Genomic DNA, 21,469 nt, shown 5'->3' with positions numbered 1-21,469 from the left:
GGCGGATCCCGCGTTTCAGAGCAGGTAGCGATATGCCGGAGAGCCGGGCTCCAGGGGCTCGACGTGGATCTCCGAGGTACGCATGCGGTCCAGCAGTCCGTCGAGATCGGCAGCCGACCCCAGTTGCACGCCGACCAGGGCTTCACCGGTCTCGCGGTTGTTGCGTTTGACGTACTCGAACAGGGTGACGTCGTCGCTGGGCCCGAGGACCTCGTCGAGGAAGCGCCGCAGAGCGCCGGGCTCCTGGGGAAAGTCGACCAGGAAGTAGTGCTTGAGGCCCAGATGCACCAGCGAGCGCTCCAGGATCTCGCCGTACCGGGAGACGTCGTTGTTGCCCCCGGAGATCAGGCACACCACCGTCGAGCCCGGGGCGACTTCGGCCTCCAGCAGGGCCGCGACCGACAGGGCGCCCGCCGGCTCGGCGATGATCCCCTCGTTCTGGTACAGGTCGAGCATCGCGGTGCAGACCGCACCTTCATCGACGGTGGTCACCGACACCATGTCGCCGGCCCCGGACAGCACTTCGTACGGCAACGCCCCGGCGCGCCGCACGGCCGCACCGTCGACGAATTGGTCGACGTGATCGAGGCTGACCAGCTCCCCGGCGGCCAGCGCGGCCATCATCGAGGCGGCTCCGGCCGGCTCCACGCCCAGAACGGCGCTCTTGGTGGTCCGCTCGGCCAGGTAGGTCGTGATACCCGAGATACAGCCGCCGCCGCCGACCGGCACCACCACCAGATCCGGTTCGGTCTCGAGCTGGTCGAGTATCTCCACCGCGATGGTGCCCTGGCCCGCCATGGTCCGCAGGTCGTCGTAGGGCGGCACCAGCGTCGCGCCGGTGCGAGCGACATCGGCCAGGGCCGCCTCCGCAGCCAGGTCGTAGGTCGCGCCGCCGACGATCAGCTCGATGAACTCGCCGCCGTGATAGCGGATGCGGTCACGCTTCTGCTTCGGGGTCTTGGCCGGCACATAGACCCGGCCGTGAACACCCAGCGACCGGCAGGCGTAGGCGAAGCCCTGTGCGTGATTACCGGCCGACGAACACACCACGCCGGCGGCGAGCTCGGATTCGCTGAGCTGGACCAGCAGGTTGTAGGCACCACGCAGCTTGTAGGAGCGCACCGACTGCAGGTCTTCGCGCTTGAGGTAGACGTTGGCGCCGGTCAGCTCCGAGAGCCGGTCGCTGTACTGCAACGGCGTGGGGGCGACCACGCCGGCGATCCGCTTGGCCGCCGCGTCGATGTCGGCCGCGGTCAACGGCCCCTTCAACGGGCCCTGCGCGGGGCCTGAATGGGAGCCACTTCGGTTCTGGCGCAGTTCGGCGGACACCGCAATATGGTGTCACCCAGTAGGGTGTTCAGCCCACCGGGGTCAGCACGAACACCGGAATCTGTCGATCGGTCTTCTCCTGATACTCGGCGTAGTACGGGAAGGCGTCGACGGCGCGTTCCCACCATTGCGCCTTCTCCTCGCCGAATACCTCGCGGGCGTCGTAGTCGCCGCTGACGGGTCCGTCCTGCAGCTCGACGCGCGGGTTCGCGGCGACGTTGTAGTACCAGACCGGGTTCTGCGGGGCCCCGCCCAGCGACGCGACGATCGCGTACTCACCGTCGTGTTCCACCCGCATCAGTGGGATCTTGCGCAGTTTGCCGGTCTTAGCGCCGACCGTGGTCAACAGCACGACCGGCTTGCCCTTCATCTCGATGCCCTCGGTGCCACCGGACTCCATGTACTTCTCGGCGTTCTCGCGTGACCAATCCAACGGGCTGGGTGCATATTCTCCGCTCAGAGGCATGCAGCCAGCGTAGTCCCGTGACACGACATAACAATCCGACCTGCAGATTTCGGCTGGCCTAACAATTGGTTATCGCGTACCGTTAAATTCATGACCACCGCCGAGCTCCTCGGGCAGCAAGTGCCCATCGCCGGCGTGCCCTGGCCGGCCTACAAGTTGGTTGCGCTGGCCACGGGGTTGGTCGCCCTGCTGATCGTCGGCGCCGTGACGTCCAGCGCCGCAGCCGCGGTTCTGACCGCCGCAGGTCTCTGCTCCGCCGTGTGGCTGGTGCTGGGCGCGCAACGTCCTTCGCGCCGCTGAGCGCAGCTATTCGGGCCCGACGGCCGTGCCGTCATAGACCAGGACATCGTCGGCAACTCGGGCTTCGGCAGTCGGCCGGTGGTCGCGCAGCTTGCCGTCGTGCATCAGGTGCTGTACCTCGAATCCGCGCACCAGTGTGAGGTAGTCGGCGATCAACTTGCGATGGCATCTCCACCAAACGGTCTCGGCACACATCACCGCGACCTGTTGAGCGTCCGCTTGGGCCACGAGCTCATCGATTCCGGACTGGAAGTCCGCGGAGCGCATGTAGCCGGCGTAGGACCGAAACGATTCGTTGCGCAACCCGATGTCCGGACTCTGGCCGGCGACCCGCCGCCAGCCGCCGAGTCGCGGTTCCCACCGGTAGCCGATCCCGGCCTCCGGCAGCCAGCGCTGCATCTCCTCCCGTGCGGTCTCGGGATTGTGCCGGCTCCCCGGAGCGCTGCGTACGTCGACCAGGCCTTGCACACCGGCGCCGGAGAGCAGCGCGGTGATTTCGGCCCGGTCCGCGGTACCGTGGCCGAACGTGAAAACCGTTGGCGACGTAGCGTTCTCCTTCAGACCGCGGAGCTGGGCGCAGGCTGTTCGGCAGCTTGGGGTTGATGCACATGGGGCCCGGGCTCACTGGCGTAGAGGCGTTCGATCTCTTCGGCGTATTTCGCCGCGATCGGCCGCCTCTTGAGTTTCATGGTCAGGGTGACTTCGTCGCCACCGGGTTCCCAGAGCGCGGGCAGGACCCGGAAGCGCTTGATCTGTTCGACCCGTGACAGTTTCGTGTTGCCCGCAGCCACGCCCGCCGCAATCTGTGCGATCACCCCCGGGTCATCGGCCAGTGCCCCCGGCGTCGCCGTCGACAGGCCATGGGCAGCGGCGTAGGGCGCCACCGAGTCGGCGTCGAAGACCATCAGTGCGGTGTTGTAGGGCCGGGAATCGCCAATGGTGACCATCGCCCCGATCATCGGGCATGCCGCCAGGATCGCGTTCTCGATGTTCGCCGGCGACATGTTCTTGCCCGCGGCGTTGATGATCAGCTCTTTCTTGCGGTCGACCACTCGCAGATAGCCGTCCGCATCCTCCTCGAGGATGTCCCCGGTGTGCAGCCATCCGTCCGCGTCGATCGCCTCGGCGGTCTTGGCCGGCTCCTTGCGGTAGCCCCGCATCACCAGGGGCCCCCGGACCAGAAATTCGCCGTCGTCGGCGATGCGGCTTTCCAGGCCGGGCAACAATTTTCCGACCGTACCGAGTCGCGCGTCGCGCGGATGGGTGGTCGACGCCACGCAACTGAGCTCCGACATGCCCCAGACCTCGCAGATCGGAATCCCGAGGCCGGCGAAGAACGCGATGGTCTCCTTGGGAATCGGCGCCGCGCCGGACACCGCCCACCGCAGCTCGTCCAGGCCCAGCTTGGCCCGAAGCGCCGAGAGCACCAGCTCGTCGGCCTGTGCCCACTCCGCGGCCAGCGCGTCGGGTACGCGCTCTCCGGCCAGTTGCGCCGCGGACCGTTTCGCGCCGACTGACAGCGCCCACTGCAAAGCGGCGCGACGATTGTCGTCCGACTCCCCCGCGACAGCAAATTCTGTTGCCGCCTTGAGCTTTTCCCATACTCGCGGCACCGCGCCCCAAATCGTGGGCCGCACGTCAGGCAGCGCCGCGCCAATCTGGCGCGCGTCGGGCACCACGGTCACCTGAACTCCGGCGATCTCGGAGTTGTAGAGGCCCATCGCTCGGTCGGCGATGTGTGCCGAAGGCAGATACGAGGTGATCCGGTCCCCGAAACGCACCCCGAGCACCGCGTCGAGGGCGGCCGCCTCGAACAGCAGATTGGTGTGCGTCATCTCCACGCCCTTGGGCAGGCCGGTGGTCCCGGAGGTATAGATCAGCGTCACCACATCGTCGGGCTGCACTGCCCGCCAAGCGGTTTCGAAGTCGAAGTCGTCGTCCGCCGCGGCCAGCATCTGCGCGATCGACAAGGTGCCGTCGGGATGCCCGTCCACACAGACGATGTGTTCGATCGCCGCTCGGCTGTCCCGGATCGTCTCGACAAACGCCTGCTCGCACATCACGACTTTGGTACCGGCGTTGGCGAACAGGTAACCGAGCTGCTCGGCGGGCAGAGTGTTGTACACCGAGAACGACGTCGCGCCCACGTGCTGGGCGCCGACTTCCAGCGGGTAGAACTCGATCCGGTTCGCCATCATCAGCGACACCGTGTCGCCGCGGCGTACCCCGAGCCCGGCCAGCCCGGCCGCCACCTGGCGCACCTGCTGTGCGTAGTCGCGCCAGGTCAGCGTCTGCGTATCGCCGACGGTGCGTACCGCGACCGCGTCCGGGTCGATGGCGGCGGTGCGCTGAAACGCCTCACACAGGGTGACCGGCGGCGATGTCTGCGTCATCTGTTCCTCCTGCTCGTGGCCGCCTCAGCGGCGACTGACCCGTTGCAGATATGCCATGGCCGATGCCTGCGACTCGGGATCGTGCACCGCGGTGACCAGCGCATCGGCGTCATTCCAGCTGCGCGCGGTCCCCACCATGCCCTCGGTGACCGCGTTGACCTGCCGTTTGGTGCCGCCCAGCGTGAGAGTGGACTTGCTGACCAGCTGGTCCACCAACTCGTCGACCTCCGCATCCAGGTCGGCCTCGGGCACCACACGGTTGAGGAACCCGATTGCCTTGGCTTCGGCGGCATCGAACGGGCGGCAGGTCATCACCAGTTCCTTGGTGAGCGCCGGTCCGATCTCGCGGACCAACCGCGGGATACCGCCCCAGGCCAACGGAATACCCAAGTCCACCTCCGGAATCGAGAACCGGGTGCCCTCGGCCGCCACTCGCAGATCGCACGCTGCGGCCAGCACCACACCGCCGCCCACACAGTGACCGTGCAGCCGCGCCACCGTCACGGCCCGCATGGCTTCGACGGCGTCGGCCATCCGGCGGCCGGCGTCGGCGGCCTCGCGCAGCGCTCCGGCGCCGTCGGCGGCGGCGACGAACGCGGCCAGGTCGGCGCCGGCAGAGAACGCCCGGCCGCTGCCGGATACAACCACGACCTTGACCGCGGGCCGGGCGTCGAACCAGCGGGCCGCCGCCACCAACTCGTCGAGCGTCACCGTGCCCAGCGGGTTGAGCTTGTCGGGACGACTCAGCGTGATGGAGCCGAGCGCACCGTCGGCTGTCACCGCGATGGTGGAGGTCGACAGAATCTCCGTGGTGGTTTCCATGGCGTCGACGTTAATGGCGCCGCCCCGGCCGGGGCGCGGGATTGCCGTTACAGGCCGCTGCGGTCGACATCGCTTACGGTGAGCCCATGTCGATTGCCGTCACCGAGTTCAGCCGCCTCGAGCAGACCGCCTTCCTCACGGCGTATGCCCGCGCACTGGACTGTCGCGCTCCGATCCCGATCCTCGGTGACGAGTTCTCCGACCGCGTCGTCGGCCTGATCGATTACGACTTCCCCGCATTCCGGATCCCGGCGAGTGTGGTGCGACAGACCGCCCTGCGCGCCAAGATGCTCGATGAGCGCGTCCGCGCATACACGGCTGCGCATCCCGACGCGGTGGTGGTCGACCTCGGCGCCGGGCTCAACGAGCCGTTGGCGCGGGTGAAGCCGCCGGCCGGCGTCGATTGGTACAGCATCGATCTGCCGCACGTGATCGCGCTGCGAGAAAAGGTGGTGCCGCCACAGCGCGCCGAGCATGTGATCGCCGCCGATCTCACCGGTACGGCGTGGACCGACACCATCCCGGTCGGGCGCCCCACCATGGTGATCGCCGACGGACTGTTCGCCTTTCTCACCGAGCCGCAGGTCATTGCGCTGATCGGGCACGCCATCGACCATTTCGGGACCGGCGAGTTGGCGTTCAACGACTACGGCCGCGTCGGGCCGTTCAGCTGGATGGGCATGAAGCTGGCACCGCGGGGAATGTTCACCGTGCTGCGCCATGTCTGGGCCAATCCCGGCTTCACTGACCCTCGCACGCCTCAGCGGTGGGAGCCGCGCCTGCGCCTGGTCGAACAGGCCTGCCTGGCGCACGCCGCCGAGGTGGATTCGTTTCCCGGCCCGGCCCGCACAATCACCCGGCTTGCCGGCCGATTCAAGTCGGTGGCCGGCAAGGCCCGGGTGCTGCGCTACAAGTTCTGACGTGCCTGGCTAGACACAACCGCCGAGGAAGTCACACGGGTCGAAGTCCAGGTTGGCGAACGGATCGTTCGGAATGAGATAGTCCGGAACCTCAGGGGTCCAGGAGTGGAACAGGCTGTTCCATATCTGCATCGGGGCGTCGTCGCCGAACTGGATCACGCCCGCGGAGGTGAAGTTGATCGGGTCGGTCACCACGGAGTAGTTGATGTCGCCGAGAGACATGACCCAGTAGTTCAGGTCGTGCGGCCCCACGCCGTTGATCGTCAGGTTGGTGAAGTCGCCGATGTTGACCTCGTAGATCGAGGATCCGGACAGATATCCGAAGTTGCCCAGGCTGCTCATGTCGAAGTCGGCGGGCAGGCTGGAGTTGGCGGTGAAGTCACCGAATTGGTAGGCCCTGGTGGAGAAGAACGAGTTCCAGTAGTCCTCGATCTTGATGTTGTACGTTCCGGCGTCGATCACGTTGTCGCCGTCGGTCACCTGGACGGTGTAGGGCTGGTCGCCCTTCCAGTCCGTGATGACCGGACGGATGCCCTCGTATTTCCAGTTCCCGTCCAGAATGTCACCCATCACCAGGCAGACCGCCCCATTGCAGGTCTCGTAGGGGCCGCCATCCAGGAACGGGTCCCCCGCCGCGTTGGCGGTCGACGTGGGTAGTACCAGCGCGGCGAATGCGGCGGCAGCGCCCATCCCGAGCAGGTTGAGAAGACGACGCGAAACCCACATGACTGCCTCCGTGTTGTTCATGCACATGCTTTTCTGTGTATCAACAGACGTTTTCCGTTACGTCTGTGTTACAACATTGATATCCTATGCTAATTCTACTCTTGGGTAAAGTTCGATTATTTGCGATAGTGCGCCGCCGAAACCGGCCCCGCACAGCCGTCAACAGTCTCCACCTCCCCCCGAGGCCACACGTGTTGTGTGAGAAGTTTCAGACGTTACACCAGTGATGCGATGTTGTAATCAGGAACGGATCTAACCGTAATGTTGAGAGTCAGACTTTCGGCGGATGGATTCCACAGGTACAGGCGTCGATGGACGGACAGGTGCACCGCATTCCCCATTCGATGACCGCGCGAGCGCGCGATAACGCCTCCAGCTGTGCATCGATCTGGGCGAGCTTGGCCTGGGCCAGCGCCTGACTCGCCGGACGCCCGGGCGCGTCATCGGCGAACAGCAACTGAATTTCGTCGAGCGCGAACCCCGCCGCCTTGCACAGGCCGATCACTTCCAGCCGAGCCAGCACTGCTTCGTCATAGCGGCGCTGGCCGCCTACCCGAGCCGGCGACGCCAGCAGGCCGACCCGCTCGTAGTAGCGCAAGGTGGTTGCGGCGACGCCGCTGCGTTGAGCCACCTCGCCGATGGTGAGCCGACCGGACACCGCCACCTCCGAAGGACTTGACTTGAAGTCAACTCTAAGTTGTTCCCTGGTGGTATGCGTCCCCAACCACTCGAAGAACTACGCGACACCCGCTACGCGCTGCTGCGCACCTATCGCCGCGACGGCACGCCGGTGGACACTCCGGTGTGGTTCGCGCTCGACGACGGCGCCGTGTTGTTTCGGACCAAGACCGGACCCAAGACTCGCAGGCTGACCCCTCGCCCGGACGTCGAGTTGACCGCCTGCGACTACCGCGGCCGGCGCCGTCACCACGCGACCGCGCTGCGCGGCCGGGCGACCATTCTGTCTGGCGATGAGGCCGAAGCCGCCAACCGCGCCTTGCACCGGCGGTACGGCTGGCAGTGGAACGTCGTGCCGATGATCCCGGTGCCCGGCGTGACCAATGTGCACCGGGATCTGCCGCTACGGGACAAGGTGCGGCGCGCCCGGACGCGCAACCTATGGCCGGACAGCGTGATCGTTCGGGTCGACCTGCTCGCGCGTTAGACCGAACTTCAGCCGGATCCGGCCTTCGTGGGTTACCCGCCCAGACAGCCGGGGCCGAGCAACGCCTTCAGATCCCCCATCAGCGCCGACGATGGCGTCACCCGCAGCGAGGGATCCAGCTCCAGCACGGTGATGCGCTCCCCGCTGATCAGCCGCAGTTGCACCTGGGCGGTGCCGGGATGGCGGGTCAGCACCTGCTTGAGCGCACTGACCTTGTCCATGGTGCATTGGCGGGTCGGAAGGCTCACGGCCAGCGGCCGATCCGGGGCGTTGGCGGAGAAGTCGGGCACCACCAGCTCGTTGGCGATCAACGAGATCCGGTCGTCGCGGATGTTGACCTTGGCGCTGACCAGCACCACGGCGTCATCGGCGACGTCGGCGCCGTACGCCGAGTAGGTCTGCGGGAAGAACATCACCTCGATGCCGCCGGTGAGATCCTCCAATTGCGCTGAGGCCCAAGGAAGTCCGTTTTTGTTGACCCGACGGTTCACCGATGCCAGGATGCCGCCGACCCGCACCTGGGTGTCGGCGGCGACGTCGCCCTCCAGGATCGCCGGGATCTGGGTGTCGACCTGGGCGGCCAGCAGGTGCGCGATGCCGTTGAGTGGGTGCCCGGACACATAGAGTCCGAGCATTTCTCGCTCCAGGGCCAGCTTGTGCTTGTCGGCCCACTCCTCGTCGGGCACCTTGATGCCGAAAACGGCATCTGTTCCAGCGCTTTCACCATCTCCCCCGCCGAAAAGGTCGAACTGACCCACCGCCTCGGCCTTCTTGGTGCCGAGCACCGAGTCCACGGCGTCGGTGTGCACCAGGAACAACCCCTTGCGTGGATGCCCCAGCGAGTCGAAGGCACCGGCCTTGATCAAGGATTCGGTGACCTTCTTGTTGCAGGCCGCGATGTCGATCTTGTTGAGGTAATCCGAGAAGTCGGTGAAGCGGCCCTTATGTGTCCGGGTGGCTATCAGGGAGCCGACAACGTTGGCGCCGACGTTGCGCACCGCTCCCAGCCCGTAGCGGATGTCTTCGCCCACCGACGCGAAGTTCAGCTCGGACTCGTTGACGTCCGGCGGCAGCACCGTGATCCCCAGCCGGCGGCAGTCAGCCAGGTACACCGCGGCCTTGTCCTTGTCGTCACCGACCGATGTCAACAGACCCGCCATGTATTCGGCCGGATAGTTCGCTTTCAGGTAGGCCGTCCAGTACGACACCAGGCCGTAGGCGGCCGCATGCGACTTGTTGAACGCGTACCCGGCGAACGGAAGAATGGTGTCCCACAACGCTTTCACGGCCTTCTCGGAGAACCCGTTGGCCGTCATCCCCTCGTAGAAGCCCTTGTACTCGGCTTCGAGCACTTCGAGCTTCTTCTTGCCCATGGCTTTACGCAGCGCATCGGCCTTGCCCATCGTGTACGAGGCGACCTTCTGCGCGATGAACATGATCTGCTCTTGGTAGACGATCAGGCCATAGGTCTCCGACAGGATGCTGCGCAGCGGGTCCTCAAGCTCGGGGTGGATGGGCTTGATGACCTGACGCTCGTTCTTACGGTCGGCGTAGTCGTTGTGGGCGTTCATGCCCATCGGGCCGGGCCGGTAGAGTGCCAGCACCGCGACGATGTCGTTGAATTCGGTGGGCTGCATGCGGCGCAGCAGGTCACGCATCGGGCCGCCGTCGAGCTGGAACACCCCCAGCGTGTCACCGCGGCCCAGCAGTTCGTAAGTGGCGGGATCATCGAACGCCACGGTGTCCAGATCCAGGTCGATGCCCCGGTTGGCCTTGATGTTCTCCAGACAGTCGCCGATGATCGTCAGGTTGCGCAGGCCCAGGAAGTCCATCTTCAGCAGGCCGATTTCTTCACACGACGGGTAGTCCCAGCCGGTGATGATGGCGCCATCCTGCGGGCGCTTCCACAACGGGATCGCGTCGATCAGCGGCTCGGAACTCATGATCACCGCGCAGGCATGCACGCCGGCGTTACGGACCAGGCCTTCCAGGCCGCGTGCCGTCTCGTAGATGGTGCGCACGTCGGGATCGGTGTCGATCAGCCCGCGGACCTCCGCGGCCTCCTTGTACCGCTCGTGGTTCGGGTCGGTGATACCCGACAGCGGAATGTCCTTGGCCATGATCGGCGGCGGCAGCGCCTTGGTGATCCGGTCGGCGATCGCATAGCCAGGCTGGCCGTAATGCACACGGGCTGAATCTTTCAGCGCCGCCTTGGTTTTAATGGTGCCGAAGGTGATCACCTGGGCCACCCGGTCACTGCCCCACCGCTCCGCGGCATAGCGCACCATCTCGCCGCGGCGGCGGTCGTCGAAGTCGATGTCGATATCGGGGGCCGACGGCCGCTCCGGGTTGAGGAAGCGCTCGAACAACAGCCCGTGCGGAATCGGGTCGATATTGGTGATGCCCAGCGCGTAAGCCACCAGTGACCCAGCGGCCGACCCTCGGCCCGGGCCCACCCAGATGTTGATCGAGCGGGCGTAATGGATCAGGTCCGCGACGATCAGGAAGTAGGACGGGAATCCCTTGCCGCAGATGACGTCGATCTCGTAGGACGCGCGGTCGGTGTACTCACTGGGCACGCCGCCGGGAAAGCGTCGTTCCAGACCGGCCTGTACCTCGTGCCGCAGCCAGGACCCTTGATCATGGCCGTCGGGCACCGGAAACACCGGCATCCGGTCGCGCGGCGCCCACACGTCGGCATAGGACTGCACCCGCTCGGCGATCAGCAGGGTGGAGTCACAGGCGTCGGGCAGCTGGTCGTCCCAGAGTGCGCGCATCTCGGCGGCCGACTTCAGGTAGTAGCCGTCTCCGTCGAACTTGAACCGGGTGGGGTCCGACAGTGTCTTACCGGTCTGGATGCACAGCAGCGCCTCGTGGTTCTGCGAGGCGTCGCGGGTGACGTAATGACAGTCGTTGGTGGCCAACGTCGGGATGCCGAGCTTGCGCCCGACCTCCAGCAGGCCCTCGCGTACCCGGCGTTCGATGGACAGCCCGTGGTCCATCACCTCCAGGAAATAGTTCTCCGCGCCGAAGATCTCCCGCCACTTGGCGGCCGACTCCAGCGCCTCGCGCTCGTGGCCCAGCCGCAACCGGGTCTGCACCTCCCCGGACGGGCAGCCGGTGGTGGCGATAATGCCCTCGGCGTGCTCGGCGATGATCTCGGCGTCCATCCGCGACCATTTGCCGAGCTGGCCCTCGAAGGAAGCCAGCGAGGAGAGCTTGAACAGGTTGCGCAACCCGGTGGCGTTCTCGGCCACCATCGTCATGTGGGTGTAGGAGCCGCTGCCGGAAACGTCGTCGCTCTTCTGGCTGGGATCGCCCCAGTGCACCCGGCGGGTATCGAAACGAGACGCGGGGGCGATGTAGGCCTCGACCCCGATGATCGGCTTGATGCCGGCCTTGGTCGCCGCGTTGTAGAACTCGCTGGCGCCGAACATGTTTCCGTGGTCGGTCATCCCGATCGCGGGCATCTCCAGGCGCTGCGCCTCAGCCAGCATCGGGGCGATCTTCGCCGCTCCGTCGAGCATCGAGTACTCGGTGTGGTTATGCAGGTGCACGAAGGACCGCGACGATGAACTGTCCATAGGACCGCCAGTCTAGGACTGGGCACCGACGCTTCTCGGGCGTGTCGGCAGCCGTGTCTCTTCGGCTGTCGTTTCCCGGGACAGCGACTGCCGCTGTGCACTACGTTGAGGTTCGGCGCAAGCGAGGAGAGGCATACATGAGCGTGTACCGGGTGATCGACATCATCGGGACCAGCCCGTCGTCTTGGGAGAACGCCGCGGCCGAAGCGGTGCACCGGGCCAAGCAGACCATCGACGACATCCGCGTTGCTCAGGTCGTCGAGCAGGACCTCACCCTCGATGACAAGGGCGGGATCATCTACCGCACCAAACTGCGCATCTCCTTCAAGATCCGGCCGCCGAAGTCATCCAAGCCGGCCGACGAATCGAGCTAACCCACTCGATGTCACGTAGCTTCGACGAACTGGTGGCCGAGGCCGCCACCGCCCCCGTCGACGGTTGGGAGTTCTCCTGGCTTGACGGCCGCGCCACCGAACAGCGCCCCTCCTGGGGCTACCAGCGGCAGCTGGCCGGGCGGCTCTCGGGCGTCTCGGCCGCCGTCGACCTGAACACCGGCGGCGGCGAGGTGCTGGCGGGCATCCAGGAGTTCGGCACGTTTCCCCCGACCATGGCAGCCACGGAGTCCTGGCCGCCGAATGCCGCACGCGCCACCGAGCTGCTTCATCCGCGTGGCGTGGTGGTGGTGACGGTGCCGGACCGGCCGCCGCTGCCCTTCGGCGACGAAGCATTCGATCTGGTCAGCAGCCGGCACCCGTTGGCGACGTGGTGGGACGAGATCGCCCGCGTGTTGCGGCCCGGCGGTCACTACTTCGCCCAGCAGATCGGGCCGGCGACGATGCTCGAGCTGAGTGAGTTCTTTCTCGGGCCGATGCCGGGCAAAGGAGCCCAGTACCAGCCGGATGCGGTACGTGCCGACGCGTCGGCCGCCGGTATGGAGGTGCTCGATCTGCGGCTCGAGCGGCTACGGGCCGAATTCTTCGACGTCGGCGCCGTCATCTACTTCCTGCGCAAGGTGATCTGGACGGTGCCCGACTTTGCGGTCGAGGATCACCGTGACCGGCTGCGCGAGATGCATGAGCTGATCGAGTCTCAGGGGTGCTTCGTCGCGCACGCCACCCGGGTGTTGGTCGAGGCCCGCAAGCCCTGAGGCGCGCCGTCAGCGGTGCAGCACGTCCAAGGCGTGTTGCAGGTCGGCGGGGTACTCGCTGGTGATCTCGATGCGCCGTCCGTCGCCGGGGTGTGCGAACGCCAATGAACGGGCGTGCAACCACTGGCGTTCCAGCCCGAGCTTGCGCGCCAGGGTCGGATCGGCACCGTAGGTCAGATCACCGCAGCACGGATGCCGCAGGGCCGAGAAGTGCACCCGGATCTGGTGGGTGCGGCCGGTTTCCAGGTGTACGTCGAGCAGGCTCGCGGCGACGAACGCCTCCACCGTGTCGTAGTGCGTGATGCTGTGCCGGCCGTCGGCGGTCACGGCGAATTTCCACTCCGGTCCGTGGTGTCGCCCGATCGGTGCATCGATGGTGCCGCTGGACGGATCCGGATGGCCCTGTACCAGGGCGTGGTAACGCTTCTCCACGGTGCGCGCCTTGAACGCGCGTTTGAGTGCGGTGTAGGCGCGTTCGGAGATCGCCACCACCATCACCCCGGAGGTTCCGACATCCAGGCGGTGCACGATGCCCTGACGCTCCGGAACTCCGGACGTGGTGATCCGGTAGCCGGCAGCGGCCAGGCCGCCCAGCACCGTGGGCCCGCTCCAGCCCACCGAGGCGTGCGCGGCGACCCCGGCAGGTTTGTCGACGGCGACGATGTCGGCGTCGGAGTACAAGATCGTCATGCCCTCGACCTCGGTCGGGGTGTTTTCCAGCGGCGGCGGCGCTTCGGGCAGCCGCACCTGCAGCCACGCCCCCGCGATGAGCCGATCGGACTTGCCTGCAGCGACGCCGTCGAGTTCCACGTCGCCGTTTTCGGCCAGCGTCGCGACAACATTGCGCGACAGGCCCAACAGGCGGGCCAGCCCGGCGTCGACGCGCATGCCGGCCAGGCCCTCGGGGACCGGCATGGATCGTTCGGTCACAGCCGCATCAGGCTTGCTCGCCGTCGCCGTCGCCGTCACCGGCACTGTTGTCACGGCGCTGCTCAGCGTCGACATCGTCGTCGGCGCGGCGACGGCCCACCGCGTCGAAGTCGAAGCCGAACACCGACAACGCGACCAGCAGGATGGCGCCGCCCACCACCGCCGGGTCCGCGACGTTGAACACCGGCCACCAGCCGATCGACAGGAAGTCGACCACGTGGCCCTGCAGATGCCCGGGCGCCCGGAAGAACCGGTCCACCAGGTTGCCCAAGGCCCCGCCGAGGATCATCCCCAGCCCGATCGCCCACCAGGGCGACACCAGACGGCGCGACATCCAGATGATGCCGAGCACCACCGAGCTGGCGATCAGCGTCAACACCCAGGTGTAGCTGGTGGCCATGGAGAACGCGGCCCCGGAGTTGCGGACCAGCGTCCAGGTCACGGTGTCGCCGATGATCGGCACGGGCTGGCCGGGGGTCAGCATCTTCACCGCGAGCACCTTGGTGACGACGTCGGCCATCAGCACCACCGAGGCCACCGACAGCAGCAGTCCCAGCCGGCGGGGCGGGGCGGCCGGCGCTGTCTGCGGGGCCGGGGCCGGGTCCACCTCCGTCTCGGTCGAGTCGGTTGTCTCGTCAGTCACGCTCCCATCATCCCTTAACCCAGGTGCGGCATGATCGCGGCATGCTGTCCAAGCGCCTCACCGTCATCACCACCGGCGGGACTATCTCCTGCAGCACCCAAGGCGACGGGGCCTTGCGGCCGGCCCGCAGCGGCTCAGACCTGGTCGCCGACACAGGCGCCGCGGACCTCACCGTGGTGGACCTGATGGCGCGGGACAGCTCCGAACTGGGCCCGGCCGACTGGGCTGCGCTCCTCGCCGCGGTCAATGCCGCGGTGGACGGCGGCGCCGACGGGGTGGTCGTCACCCACGGCACCGACACCTGCGAAGAGGGTGCGCTCTGGCTGGAGCTCGGCTACACCGGGGATGCGCCGGTGGTACTTACCGGGGCTCAGCGCGGTGCGGACGCCCCCGACGCCGACGGGCCGGGCAACCTGCGCGACGCCCTGGCCGTGGCCGCGGATCCGGCCGCTCGGGGGCTGGGGGTGCTGATGTGCTTCGCCGGCCGGGTGCTGGCCCCGCTGGGTCTGCAGAAGGCCACCATCACCGGGTTGACCGGCTTCACCGGTCCGGTCCTGGGCGGCGTCGCCGATGGCCGGGTCACGCTGTCTGGCGAGAAGACTCGGCCCTACCTCGGTGCGCCGGCCGCCGCGCCGCGGGTCGATGTCGTGGCGCTCTACGGGGGCGCTGACACGGTCGCCCTGGATGCCTGCGCCGCCGCTGGTGCGCGAGGGGTGGTGCTGGCCGCTCTCGGGTCGGGCAACGCCCCGACGGCGGTGATCGACGGGGTGCGCCGACACTGCGAATCCGGGCTCGTGGTCGCGGTGTCCAGCCGAGTTCCGGACGGGCACATCGAGGCGGACTACGGCCCCGGCCGGGCCCTGGTGGATGCGGGCGCGGTGATGGTGCCGCGGCTGAGGCCGCCGCAGGCGCGGATCCTGCTGATGATGGCGCTCGCGGCCGGGCAGCCGGTCGGCGACGTCATCGACCGGTGGGGCTGACCGATGGCCAGGATCCTCGCCCTCATCGGCGCCGCTGTTCTCGCAGCCGGGACCGCCGCGGCGGCCCATGCCGAGCCGCCGCCCGGGGCGGACGCTGGCGACGACTACCCGGTCGCCACCGGCCGCTACTCGTCGCCGACCGACTTCTACTGGGTCTTCTTCAAAACGCCGGACGGCCGCTCCTGCGGCATCGGCCCCAACGGCGGGCCGATCGGCTGCGATGCGGTGCCAACGGATGCTCCCGCCGGCGCCACCCAGACTGTGCTCGAAGCCGGCGGGGTGCCCGCGGCCTACCGCCACTCCCACATCGCATCGTTCACCCGGGACGTGGATGTGCTGCCGGAGGGCTATCGGCTGGAGAACTGGGGTTCTAGCTGTGCGGTCGGCTACCAGGGCACGGTGACCTGCAAGGGCTATGGCCACCATGGTTTTACGCTCTCCAGCGTCTACGGTGTGCTGTGGTGACGAGCCCGCACCACCCCTAGCCCGTGGAGGCCGCGTGTCCACCCAACACACCTACACCGTGGATGTCAGCTGGACCGGCAATCACGGCAGCGGGACCAGTGACTATCGCGGCTACGGGCGAGAGCACGAGGTGACCGCCGAGGGGTGTCCCGCCATTCTCGGCTCCGCCGACCCGGCATTCCGTGGTGATCCGACCCGGTGGAATCCCGAACAGCTGCTGTTGGCTGCGCTGGCGCAATGCCACATGCTGTCCTACCTGTATTTGTGTTCGGTCAACGGCGTGGTGGTCGTCTCCTACCAGGACCGGCCGGTCGGCACGATGATCGAGAACACCGAGGGCGGGCACTTCACCAGTGTTGTCTTGCAACCGCACATCGAAGTCGGCGATGCGGCGATGGTGGAGCGGGCCTTGGCATTGCATTCCGACGCTCACCGAATCTGCTTTATCGCCAAGTCCGTCAACTTCCCGGTGCTGCACGATCCGGTGGTGCAGGCACTCCCGTGACGAGCTAGCTGTGTTCCTCCGGGCGGGCGACGTAGTCGGGCCAGTCCAGGCTGGCCACCGGGTCGGCGCGGCTGATTCCTGGCTCGTCGTCGGGGAATGTCCGCACTGGACCGGGGCCTGAGCTGCGCGTCTCGAAGCGCACCGTCATCACCCCGTGGCCGGCCCCCTGCACCCAGCCGTGGCCGAGGTCGGAGTGGGTGACGTCATCGCCGACGCGCCACGACGCCGCAACTGTCGGGGAAACCGATTCTCGCGCAGTAACTTCCGGCGAGACGGCGCCGATTTCTGAAAACTCCAGATCCGGGAACAGCGACTCCTGGCGGACATCGGTCAGACCGGAGAAGCCCACGCCGAGCAGCCGGATCGGACCGATCTCCTGCGGATCGAGCAACAACCGGCCGGCCGCCGACGTGAGTGCGGCGACGTCGGTGGTCGCATAGGGCAGCGTGGCCGAGCGGGTCAGCACACTCATGTCGGCCTTCTTGAGTTTCACCGTCACGGTGCGAGCGCCGCGCCCGTCCCGCAGCAGCCTGCGGTAGGCGTGTTCGCCGATCGGACCGATCTCAGCCCGTAGCTGCTCCAAGGTGGTCAGGTCGGCGGCGAAGGTCGATTCGGCGCTGATCTGTTTGGCCTCAGCGCGTTCGGCGACCCGCCGATCATCGATCCCGCGGGCCAACCGGTGCAGCGCGGGACCGATGGTGGCGCCGAGAATGTCGGCGACCTCACGGTCGGTCAGTGCGGCGAGCTGGCCGATGGTGTCAATGCCCAGCCGGTGCAGCTTCTCCTCGGCGACCGGACCGATTCCCCACAGCCGGCGCACCGGCAGCCCGTCCAGCAACAGCCGTTCCTCGGAGCGGCTGACGACCCGTACCCCGTTCGGCTTTGCCAGATCGGAGGCGATCTTGGCGATCTGCTTGCCCGAGCCCGCCCCGACCGACGCCACCAAACCGGTCTCGTCGAGCACCCGCCGGCGAAGGTGTTCGCAGAACCGCAGGACCTCCGCAGCGGTTGCGTCCACCAGCTCGACCGGTTCCCCGAATGCCTCGTCGAAGGAGAGCTGCTCGACGACCGGGATCACCGCACGCACGGTCTCGAAAACCCGTCTGCTGGCCATGCCATACACGGCGCCACGCGGCGGCAGCACCACGGCCGGGGCCCCCACCAGCCGCCGCGCCTGGTGCATCGGCATCGCCGAGCGGGCGCCGAAAACCCGCGCCTCGTAGCTGGCCCCGGCCACCACGCCGCGGCCACCGAGCCCGCCGACCAGTACCGGCCGTCCACGCAACGTCGGGCGGGTCAATTGCTCGACGGACGCGAAGAAGGCGTCCATATCCAGGTGCAGGACCCATCGGGCGTCCACGGGGTTAAGCCTATTGGGCACTGCTCCTCGCGGCCGCATCCGACTACTGTCGAGACGATGGCGATGAATCTGCTGCACCGACTGTGTTGCAGCTCGCGGTATTGGGCGCGCAGCGTCGAACGCAAACTTCTGCCGTGGGCGCTGACGGACGTCGACCTCGGCGAGAACACCCTGGAGATCGGGCCGGGCTACGGCGCCAACATGCGGTGCCTGGTGGATATGACGCCCCGGCTGACTGCCGTCGAGATCGACCCCCCGATGACCAGGCGCCTGCAGGCGAAATACGGCTCACGTGCCCACATCATCAACGGCGACGGCACCGATACGGGGCTGCCCTCGGACGAATTCAGTTCCGTGGTGTGTTTCACGATGCTGCACCACGTTCCGACGCCGGCGTTGCAGGACCAACTGTTCGCCGAGGCCTTTCGCGTACTGCGGCCCGGGGCAGTCTTCGCCGGCAGCGACGGGGTGCACTCGGCGATGTTCCAGCTGATGCATTTCCGCGATACTTACAACCCGGTCTCACCCGATGCGTTACCGGACCGGTTGCGCGGCATAGGTTTCCGCGATGTAGAGGTGATCACCGCGGCCGGTCAGCAGCGCTGGCTGGCCGTCAAACCCTGACCCCGGCGCTACTTCGACCCTCCGCTGCCCTTTTTGAGCTGGTGCGGGCAATAGGTTTTCGCTGCGATCGCCGCGAACCGCGCTGCGTCGGCGACGGTCAGGTCGGGGTTGGCTTCGGTGATGTCGTTGAGCAGTTCGAGACTTGATTCACCGTTTGCCGCCAACCCGCAGAGCGCTTCGGCGGCGGCCACGGCTTGGGCCGGGTCGTCGAAGACAATCCCGACCTGCCGAAGCGAGGTGATGAATTCTGTACTGTCGACCGTGCTCACCTCAACCACATTGGGATCGGCGTGCCCAGGGGCGGCAAGAACAACCGCGGCGGCGGCGACAAGCGGGACGAACAACAGCTTCATAGGGCTCCTCCTGGGGCGGCCGAAGTCGTGCGGCATCGGGGGCACGTCAGCCGAGCGCGGACTTCGTTCCGGCGAGCGCGATGTCCTCGTCGTCGAGGACGTGCACCGCGTGGATGCCTGGTTTCAGGGACAGCTTCGCGACAAGTTCATCGAGGCCGGCCTGATCGACGTTCCAATGCTGCACCACATCCGGCGTCTGCTGCAATTGCGCGATCACCTGATCGAGTGGAACCGGCGCATCGCGATCCTTGATGTTGGTCGACACCACGCGGGCCACCGGGGCCACCGTCCGAGTGGCCGGCGCACCCAATGCACCACCGGCCGCACTGCCCAGGGCCGCCGGGGCGAGCATGCCCGGCACCGATCCTGCCGCGGGAGCAGCGCCCAGCGCCGTCTGCGGCAGCGAGGTGGAGGCCAGCTGGATCGCCGAGGTGGCACTAGCCCAGTTCGGCGGCACCGACAGCGCTCCGACGCGCATCGCGCTGCCCGCAGCGGCCCCGGCGGCCCTGGTCAGACCAGCGCCCGAAGTCAACCCGGAACTGTGCAGGCCGCCGAGCGCCGACTTCGGGATTGCCGGCACCACCGCCGTATATCCACTCCGGAATTGGGTGATGCCCATGTTGGTACTGGCATGGACGGCGTTGACCCACCCGGTCTGGCCACTGACTCCGTTCACCAGGGAGAGCTGGCTCTCCCACAAGTTATGCGTGTAGGTGGTGCCGGTGGCACCGTCGATCAGGTTCTGCCAGCCGGTGTTATAGGCCGAGGTCCACGAGTTGATCTGCTGGGTGATCTGCTGAATCAAGTCGGGTTCAGTCGTCGGGGCCGCGCCCGCTTGCGCGCTCCCCGCGTCGCCCTTGGTGGTCGGCGGGGGCGCGGTGAATGAGGAAAGATTGGTTGCCTGCGCCGAAGCGCCGGCGTAGCCGAGCATGGCGGCGACATCCTGCGCCCACATTCGGCTGTACTCCGCTTCGACAGCGGCGATCGCGGTGCTGTTCTGCCCGAGAATGTTCGTGGCCACCAACGATGCCAGCTGACTGCGGTTGGCCGCGATCGCCGGCGGTGGCACGATCCCGGCGAAGGCCGATTCATAGGCGGCAGCTGCGGCAGACGCCTGGGCGGCGGTCTGCTCAGCCTGCGCCGCCGTGGTCGTCAGCCAGGTCACGTACGGAGCGGCGGCGGACGCCATCGCCGCCGCGGCCGGCCCCTGCCAGCCGCCGCTAAGGCTTGCCAGCGCCGCCTGGTAGGAGGACGCGGCGGCATGCAACTCGGCGCCCAGCCCCGACCAGGCCGCCGCCGCGGCGAACAGCGGGTCGGCACCTGGACCCGAATACAACTGGCCGGAGATGATCTCCGGGGGCTGCGCTGCGAAGCTCTGAAATACCATGAACGCGACCTACTTCCGTTATTTCGCGATCGGCGGGATGACGATGACGGTGGCGGTGGTGGCGATATCCGGCCCCGTCTGGCTGTTGGTGACGTGGCTGATCGCACTGATCGCCCGGGTGGCGGTGGCACCCGCGGCCTGCCGTATCGGTGTCCCGATCGCGCGCCCGGCCAGGCTCGACAGCGCCATCTGGCCGGCCAGCACACCCTCACCGTTTGCGGCGAGCGCCGGAGCGGCCTCGAGCACGCTTGCCTGCAGCGCCACGGTGGCGGTCTTGACTGCCGGAACGGCGCTGGCCCAGGTGGAAGGCACCGACAGCGACCCGATCAGGCCGGCTCGGCCCACGGCCCCCGACACTGCCGCCGGGACGGAGTGCGAACCGCTGAGCAGTGGGCTGGACAGCAGGGGTGCCAAGGCGCCGACGATCGGCTTAGGGTTCAGAGTGTTGGTCAGGTTTCCGAGCGCAGTGGCCACCGACGGGATACTGATGGCCATTTGGTAGACGCTTCGTGCCGAGCTGAGGGCGTTAATACCGTAGGGTCCGTTCGCGGTGCTGATCACATTCGTCAGTGTCTTCACGATTGCCTGGTAGTCGTCCAAGATCTGGGTGACCCCTCCGGGCAGCGTCCCGGCGTTGGAGGCGGCCGCGTTCTGCACCGCATTGGTGGCTGCCGCCGGCTGGCTGATGTCCCCGGTGGAGTTGGTGGTCTCCGGCGGCTTGTTGAAGGGGCTCAGCTGGGTGGCCGTCGCCGACGAACCGGCGTAGGTGTACATCGCGGCCGCGTCCTGCGCCCACATTTCGCCGTACTGCGCTTCGGTCGCCGCGATCGCCGGTGCGTTCTGTCCGAGGAAGTTGGTTGCCACCAGCGTGGCCAACAGGGTGCGGTTGGCGGCGATCACCGGCGGCGGCACGGTGGCGGCGTAAGCGGCCTCATAGGCGCCGGCTGCTGCCGTGGCCTTCAGCGCCGTCTCCTCAGCGCCGACGGCGGTGGCCTTCAGCCACGCCGCGTACGGGCCCGCCGCTGCCGTCATCGATGCCGCCGAGGGGCCCTGCCACGCCGAGTCCGCCAGGTCGGCGATCACCGCGGCATACGACGTGGCGGTGTAGTGCAGCTCGGTCGCCATGGCCGACCAGTTCGCCGCGGCCGCCAGCAACGGTGCCGAGCCCGGACCGGCATACATTCGCGCGGAGTTGACCTCTGGCGGGAGTGCCCCGAAATCCATGAATCCCCTGCCCCTCTAGCCAAGTAATGAACCGACCCACCCGAGTTGCGTCGCGCAACGGCTTGCCAGGTTCCTGGCAATTCGGGTGGGTCAGAACCAACCGCAGACAACTGTTCGTATGGCCTGAAGGTTAATCGGGGACGAAC

At 67.3% G+C, this 21,469-nt stretch carries 23 protein-coding genes; 9 read left to right on the top strand and 14 right to left on the bottom strand.

What is annotated here, in order from left to right; translation table 11 throughout:
• Positions 1 to 15 precede the first annotated feature (15 nt).
• Together ilvA and ACJH71_RS05220 are read right to left on the bottom strand one after the other, a co-directional pair.
• A complete protein-coding gene (gene ilvA, locus ACJH71_RS05225) occupies positions 16 to 1,329 on the bottom strand; it encodes a threonine ammonia-lyase IlvA (RefSeq protein WP_406756968.1) in 1,314 nt (437 codons plus the stop codon).
• Between the two features lie 28 nt (positions 1,330 to 1,357).
• Complete coding sequence (locus ACJH71_RS05220; RefSeq protein ID WP_406756967.1) at positions 1,358 to 1,795, bottom strand: nitroreductase family deazaflavin-dependent oxidoreductase; 438 nt, start codon at positions 1,793 to 1,795, stop codon at positions 1,358 to 1,360.
• A 90-nt stretch (positions 1,796 to 1,885) separates the two neighbouring features.
• On the opposite strand from ACJH71_RS05220, the gene ACJH71_RS05215 reads away from it, so the two are divergent.
• Positions 1,886 to 2,095 carry a hypothetical protein gene (locus tag ACJH71_RS05215; RefSeq protein WP_406756966.1) on the top strand — a complete coding sequence of 70 codons (210 nt, stop codon included), beginning with the start codon at positions 1,886 to 1,888 and terminating at the stop codon, positions 2,093 to 2,095.
• A 6-nt stretch (positions 2,096 to 2,101) separates the two neighbouring features.
• Here ACJH71_RS05215 and ACJH71_RS05210 read toward each other — a convergent pair whose 3' ends face one another.
• The 3 genes from ACJH71_RS05210 to ACJH71_RS05200 form a co-directional block, all read right to left on the bottom strand.
• Complete coding sequence (locus tag ACJH71_RS05210; RefSeq protein ID WP_406757248.1) at positions 2,102 to 2,581, bottom strand: DUF488 family protein; 480 nt, start codon at positions 2,579 to 2,581, stop codon at positions 2,102 to 2,104.
• A gap of 71 nt (positions 2,582 to 2,652) precedes the next feature.
• Positions 2,653 to 4,488, bottom strand: coding sequence for a fatty acid--CoA ligase FadD11 (fadD11, locus tag ACJH71_RS05205; protein WP_406756965.1), 1,836 nt, complete (start codon positions 4,486 to 4,488; stop codon positions 2,653 to 2,655).
• A gap of 24 nt (positions 4,489 to 4,512) precedes the next feature.
• A complete protein-coding gene (locus tag ACJH71_RS05200) occupies positions 4,513 to 5,310 on the bottom strand; it encodes an enoyl-CoA hydratase/isomerase family protein (protein WP_406756964.1) in 798 nt (265 codons plus the stop codon).
• Positions 5,311 to 5,396: 86 nt separating this feature from the next.
• On the opposite strand from ACJH71_RS05200, the gene ACJH71_RS05195 reads away from it, so the two are divergent.
• The gene (locus tag ACJH71_RS05195) at positions 5,397 to 6,230 is read left to right on the top strand and encodes a class I SAM-dependent methyltransferase (RefSeq protein WP_406756963.1); all 834 of its coding nucleotides are present in this window, start codon (positions 5,397 to 5,399) and stop codon (positions 6,228 to 6,230) included.
• A 9-nt stretch (positions 6,231 to 6,239) separates the two neighbouring features.
• Here the strand turns inward: ACJH71_RS05195 and ACJH71_RS05190 are convergent, their stop codons facing one another.
• Both ACJH71_RS05190 and ACJH71_RS05185 read right to left on the bottom strand, forming a co-directional pair.
• Positions 6,240 to 6,956, bottom strand: coding sequence for a hypothetical protein (locus tag ACJH71_RS05190; RefSeq protein ID WP_406756962.1), 717 nt, complete (start codon positions 6,954 to 6,956; stop codon positions 6,240 to 6,242).
• A gap of 271 nt (positions 6,957 to 7,227) precedes the next feature.
• Complete coding sequence (locus ACJH71_RS05185) at positions 7,228 to 7,614, bottom strand: MerR family transcriptional regulator (RefSeq protein WP_406756961.1); 387 nt, start codon at positions 7,612 to 7,614, stop codon at positions 7,228 to 7,230.
• A gap of 54 nt (positions 7,615 to 7,668) precedes the next feature.
• Here ACJH71_RS05185 and ACJH71_RS05180 point away from each other — a divergent pair, with 54 nt between their 5' ends.
• Positions 7,669 to 8,121 carry a PPOX class F420-dependent oxidoreductase gene (locus ACJH71_RS05180; RefSeq protein WP_406756960.1) on the top strand — a complete coding sequence of 151 codons (453 nt, stop codon included), beginning with the start codon at positions 7,669 to 7,671 and terminating at the stop codon, positions 8,119 to 8,121.
• A 32-nt stretch (positions 8,122 to 8,153) separates the two neighbouring features.
• Here the strand turns inward: ACJH71_RS05180 and dnaE are convergent, their stop codons facing one another.
• Positions 8,154 to 11,705 carry a DNA polymerase III subunit alpha gene (gene dnaE / locus ACJH71_RS05175; protein WP_406756959.1) on the bottom strand — a complete coding sequence of 1,184 codons (3,552 nt, stop codon included), beginning with the start codon at positions 11,703 to 11,705 and terminating at the stop codon, positions 8,154 to 8,156.
• 137 nt (positions 11,706 to 11,842) lie between these two features.
• Between dnaE and ACJH71_RS05170 the strand changes: the two genes are divergently transcribed.
• Positions 11,843 to 12,079 (top strand): dodecin family protein, encoded by a 237-nt coding sequence (locus tag ACJH71_RS05170; RefSeq protein WP_024443139.1) that lies wholly within the window; start codon positions 11,843 to 11,845, stop codon positions 12,077 to 12,079.
• A gap of 8 nt (positions 12,080 to 12,087) precedes the next feature.
• The gene (locus ACJH71_RS05165; RefSeq protein WP_406756957.1) at positions 12,088 to 12,852 is read left to right on the top strand and encodes a methyltransferase domain-containing protein; all 765 of its coding nucleotides are present in this window, start codon (positions 12,088 to 12,090) and stop codon (positions 12,850 to 12,852) included.
• 9 nt (positions 12,853 to 12,861) lie between these two features.
• On the opposite strand, the gene ACJH71_RS05160 is transcribed toward ACJH71_RS05165, so the two are convergent.
• Together ACJH71_RS05160 and lspA are read right to left on the bottom strand one after the other, a co-directional pair.
• Entirely contained in the window at positions 12,862 to 13,782 is a 921-nt protein-coding gene (locus ACJH71_RS05160; RefSeq protein WP_406756956.1) for an RluA family pseudouridine synthase, read from the bottom strand.
• A 7-nt stretch (positions 13,783 to 13,789) separates the two neighbouring features.
• Positions 13,790 to 14,425, bottom strand: a complete 636-nt coding sequence (gene lspA / locus ACJH71_RS05155) for a signal peptidase II (protein ID WP_406756955.1) — start codon at positions 14,423 to 14,425, stop codon at positions 13,790 to 13,792.
• Positions 14,426 to 14,466: 41 nt separating this feature from the next.
• Here lspA and ACJH71_RS05150 point away from each other — a divergent pair, with 41 nt between their 5' ends.
• From ACJH71_RS05150 to ACJH71_RS05140, 3 genes are read left to right on the top strand one after another with little or no spacing between them, the layout of a single operon-like run.
• The gene (locus tag ACJH71_RS05150; RefSeq protein WP_406756954.1) at positions 14,467 to 15,405 is read left to right on the top strand and encodes an asparaginase; all 939 of its coding nucleotides are present in this window, start codon (positions 14,467 to 14,469) and stop codon (positions 15,403 to 15,405) included.
• 3 nt (positions 15,406 to 15,408) lie between these two features.
• Positions 15,409 to 15,870: a hypothetical protein gene (locus ACJH71_RS05145; RefSeq protein WP_406756953.1), complete on the top strand. Its 462-nt coding sequence runs from the start codon at positions 15,409 to 15,411 to the stop codon at positions 15,868 to 15,870.
• A gap of 34 nt (positions 15,871 to 15,904) precedes the next feature.
• Positions 15,905 to 16,375, top strand: a complete 471-nt coding sequence (locus ACJH71_RS05140; protein WP_406756952.1) for an OsmC family protein — start codon at positions 15,905 to 15,907, stop codon at positions 16,373 to 16,375.
• A 4-nt stretch (positions 16,376 to 16,379) separates the two neighbouring features.
• Here ACJH71_RS05140 and ACJH71_RS05135 read toward each other — a convergent pair whose 3' ends face one another.
• Positions 16,380 to 17,705 carry a DNA polymerase IV gene (locus ACJH71_RS05135; protein WP_406757247.1) on the bottom strand — a complete coding sequence of 442 codons (1,326 nt, stop codon included), beginning with the start codon at positions 17,703 to 17,705 and terminating at the stop codon, positions 16,380 to 16,382.
• A gap of 87 nt (positions 17,706 to 17,792) precedes the next feature.
• On the opposite strand from ACJH71_RS05135, the gene ACJH71_RS05130 reads away from it, so the two are divergent.
• Positions 17,793 to 18,359 (top strand): class I SAM-dependent methyltransferase, encoded by a 567-nt coding sequence (locus ACJH71_RS05130; protein WP_406756951.1) that lies wholly within the window; start codon positions 17,793 to 17,795, stop codon positions 18,357 to 18,359.
• Between the two features lie 8 nt (positions 18,360 to 18,367).
• Here the strand turns inward: ACJH71_RS05130 and ACJH71_RS05125 are convergent, their stop codons facing one another.
• From ACJH71_RS05125 to ACJH71_RS05115, 3 genes are read right to left on the bottom strand one after another with little or no spacing between them, the layout of a single operon-like run.
• A complete protein-coding gene (locus tag ACJH71_RS05125; RefSeq protein ID WP_406756950.1) occupies positions 18,368 to 18,748 on the bottom strand; it encodes a DUF732 domain-containing protein in 381 nt (126 codons plus the stop codon).
• Positions 18,749 to 18,758: 10 nt separating this feature from the next.
• Positions 18,759 to 20,099, bottom strand: a complete 1,341-nt coding sequence (locus ACJH71_RS05120) for a PPE family protein (protein WP_406756949.1) — start codon at positions 20,097 to 20,099, stop codon at positions 18,759 to 18,761.
• Between the two features lie 18 nt (positions 20,100 to 20,117).
• A complete protein-coding gene (locus ACJH71_RS05115) occupies positions 20,118 to 21,323 on the bottom strand; it encodes a PPE family protein (RefSeq protein ID WP_406756948.1) in 1,206 nt (401 codons plus the stop codon).
• Between the last annotated feature and the right edge of the window lie 146 nt (positions 21,324 to 21,469).

Origin of the sequence: Mycobacterium sp. SMC-15 (assembly GCF_045310925.1) — a bacterium.
Taxonomy (GTDB): domain Bacteria; phylum Actinomycetota; class Actinomycetes; order Mycobacteriales; family Mycobacteriaceae; genus Mycobacterium.
This window is presented reverse-complemented; position numbering and strand designations above follow the sequence as displayed.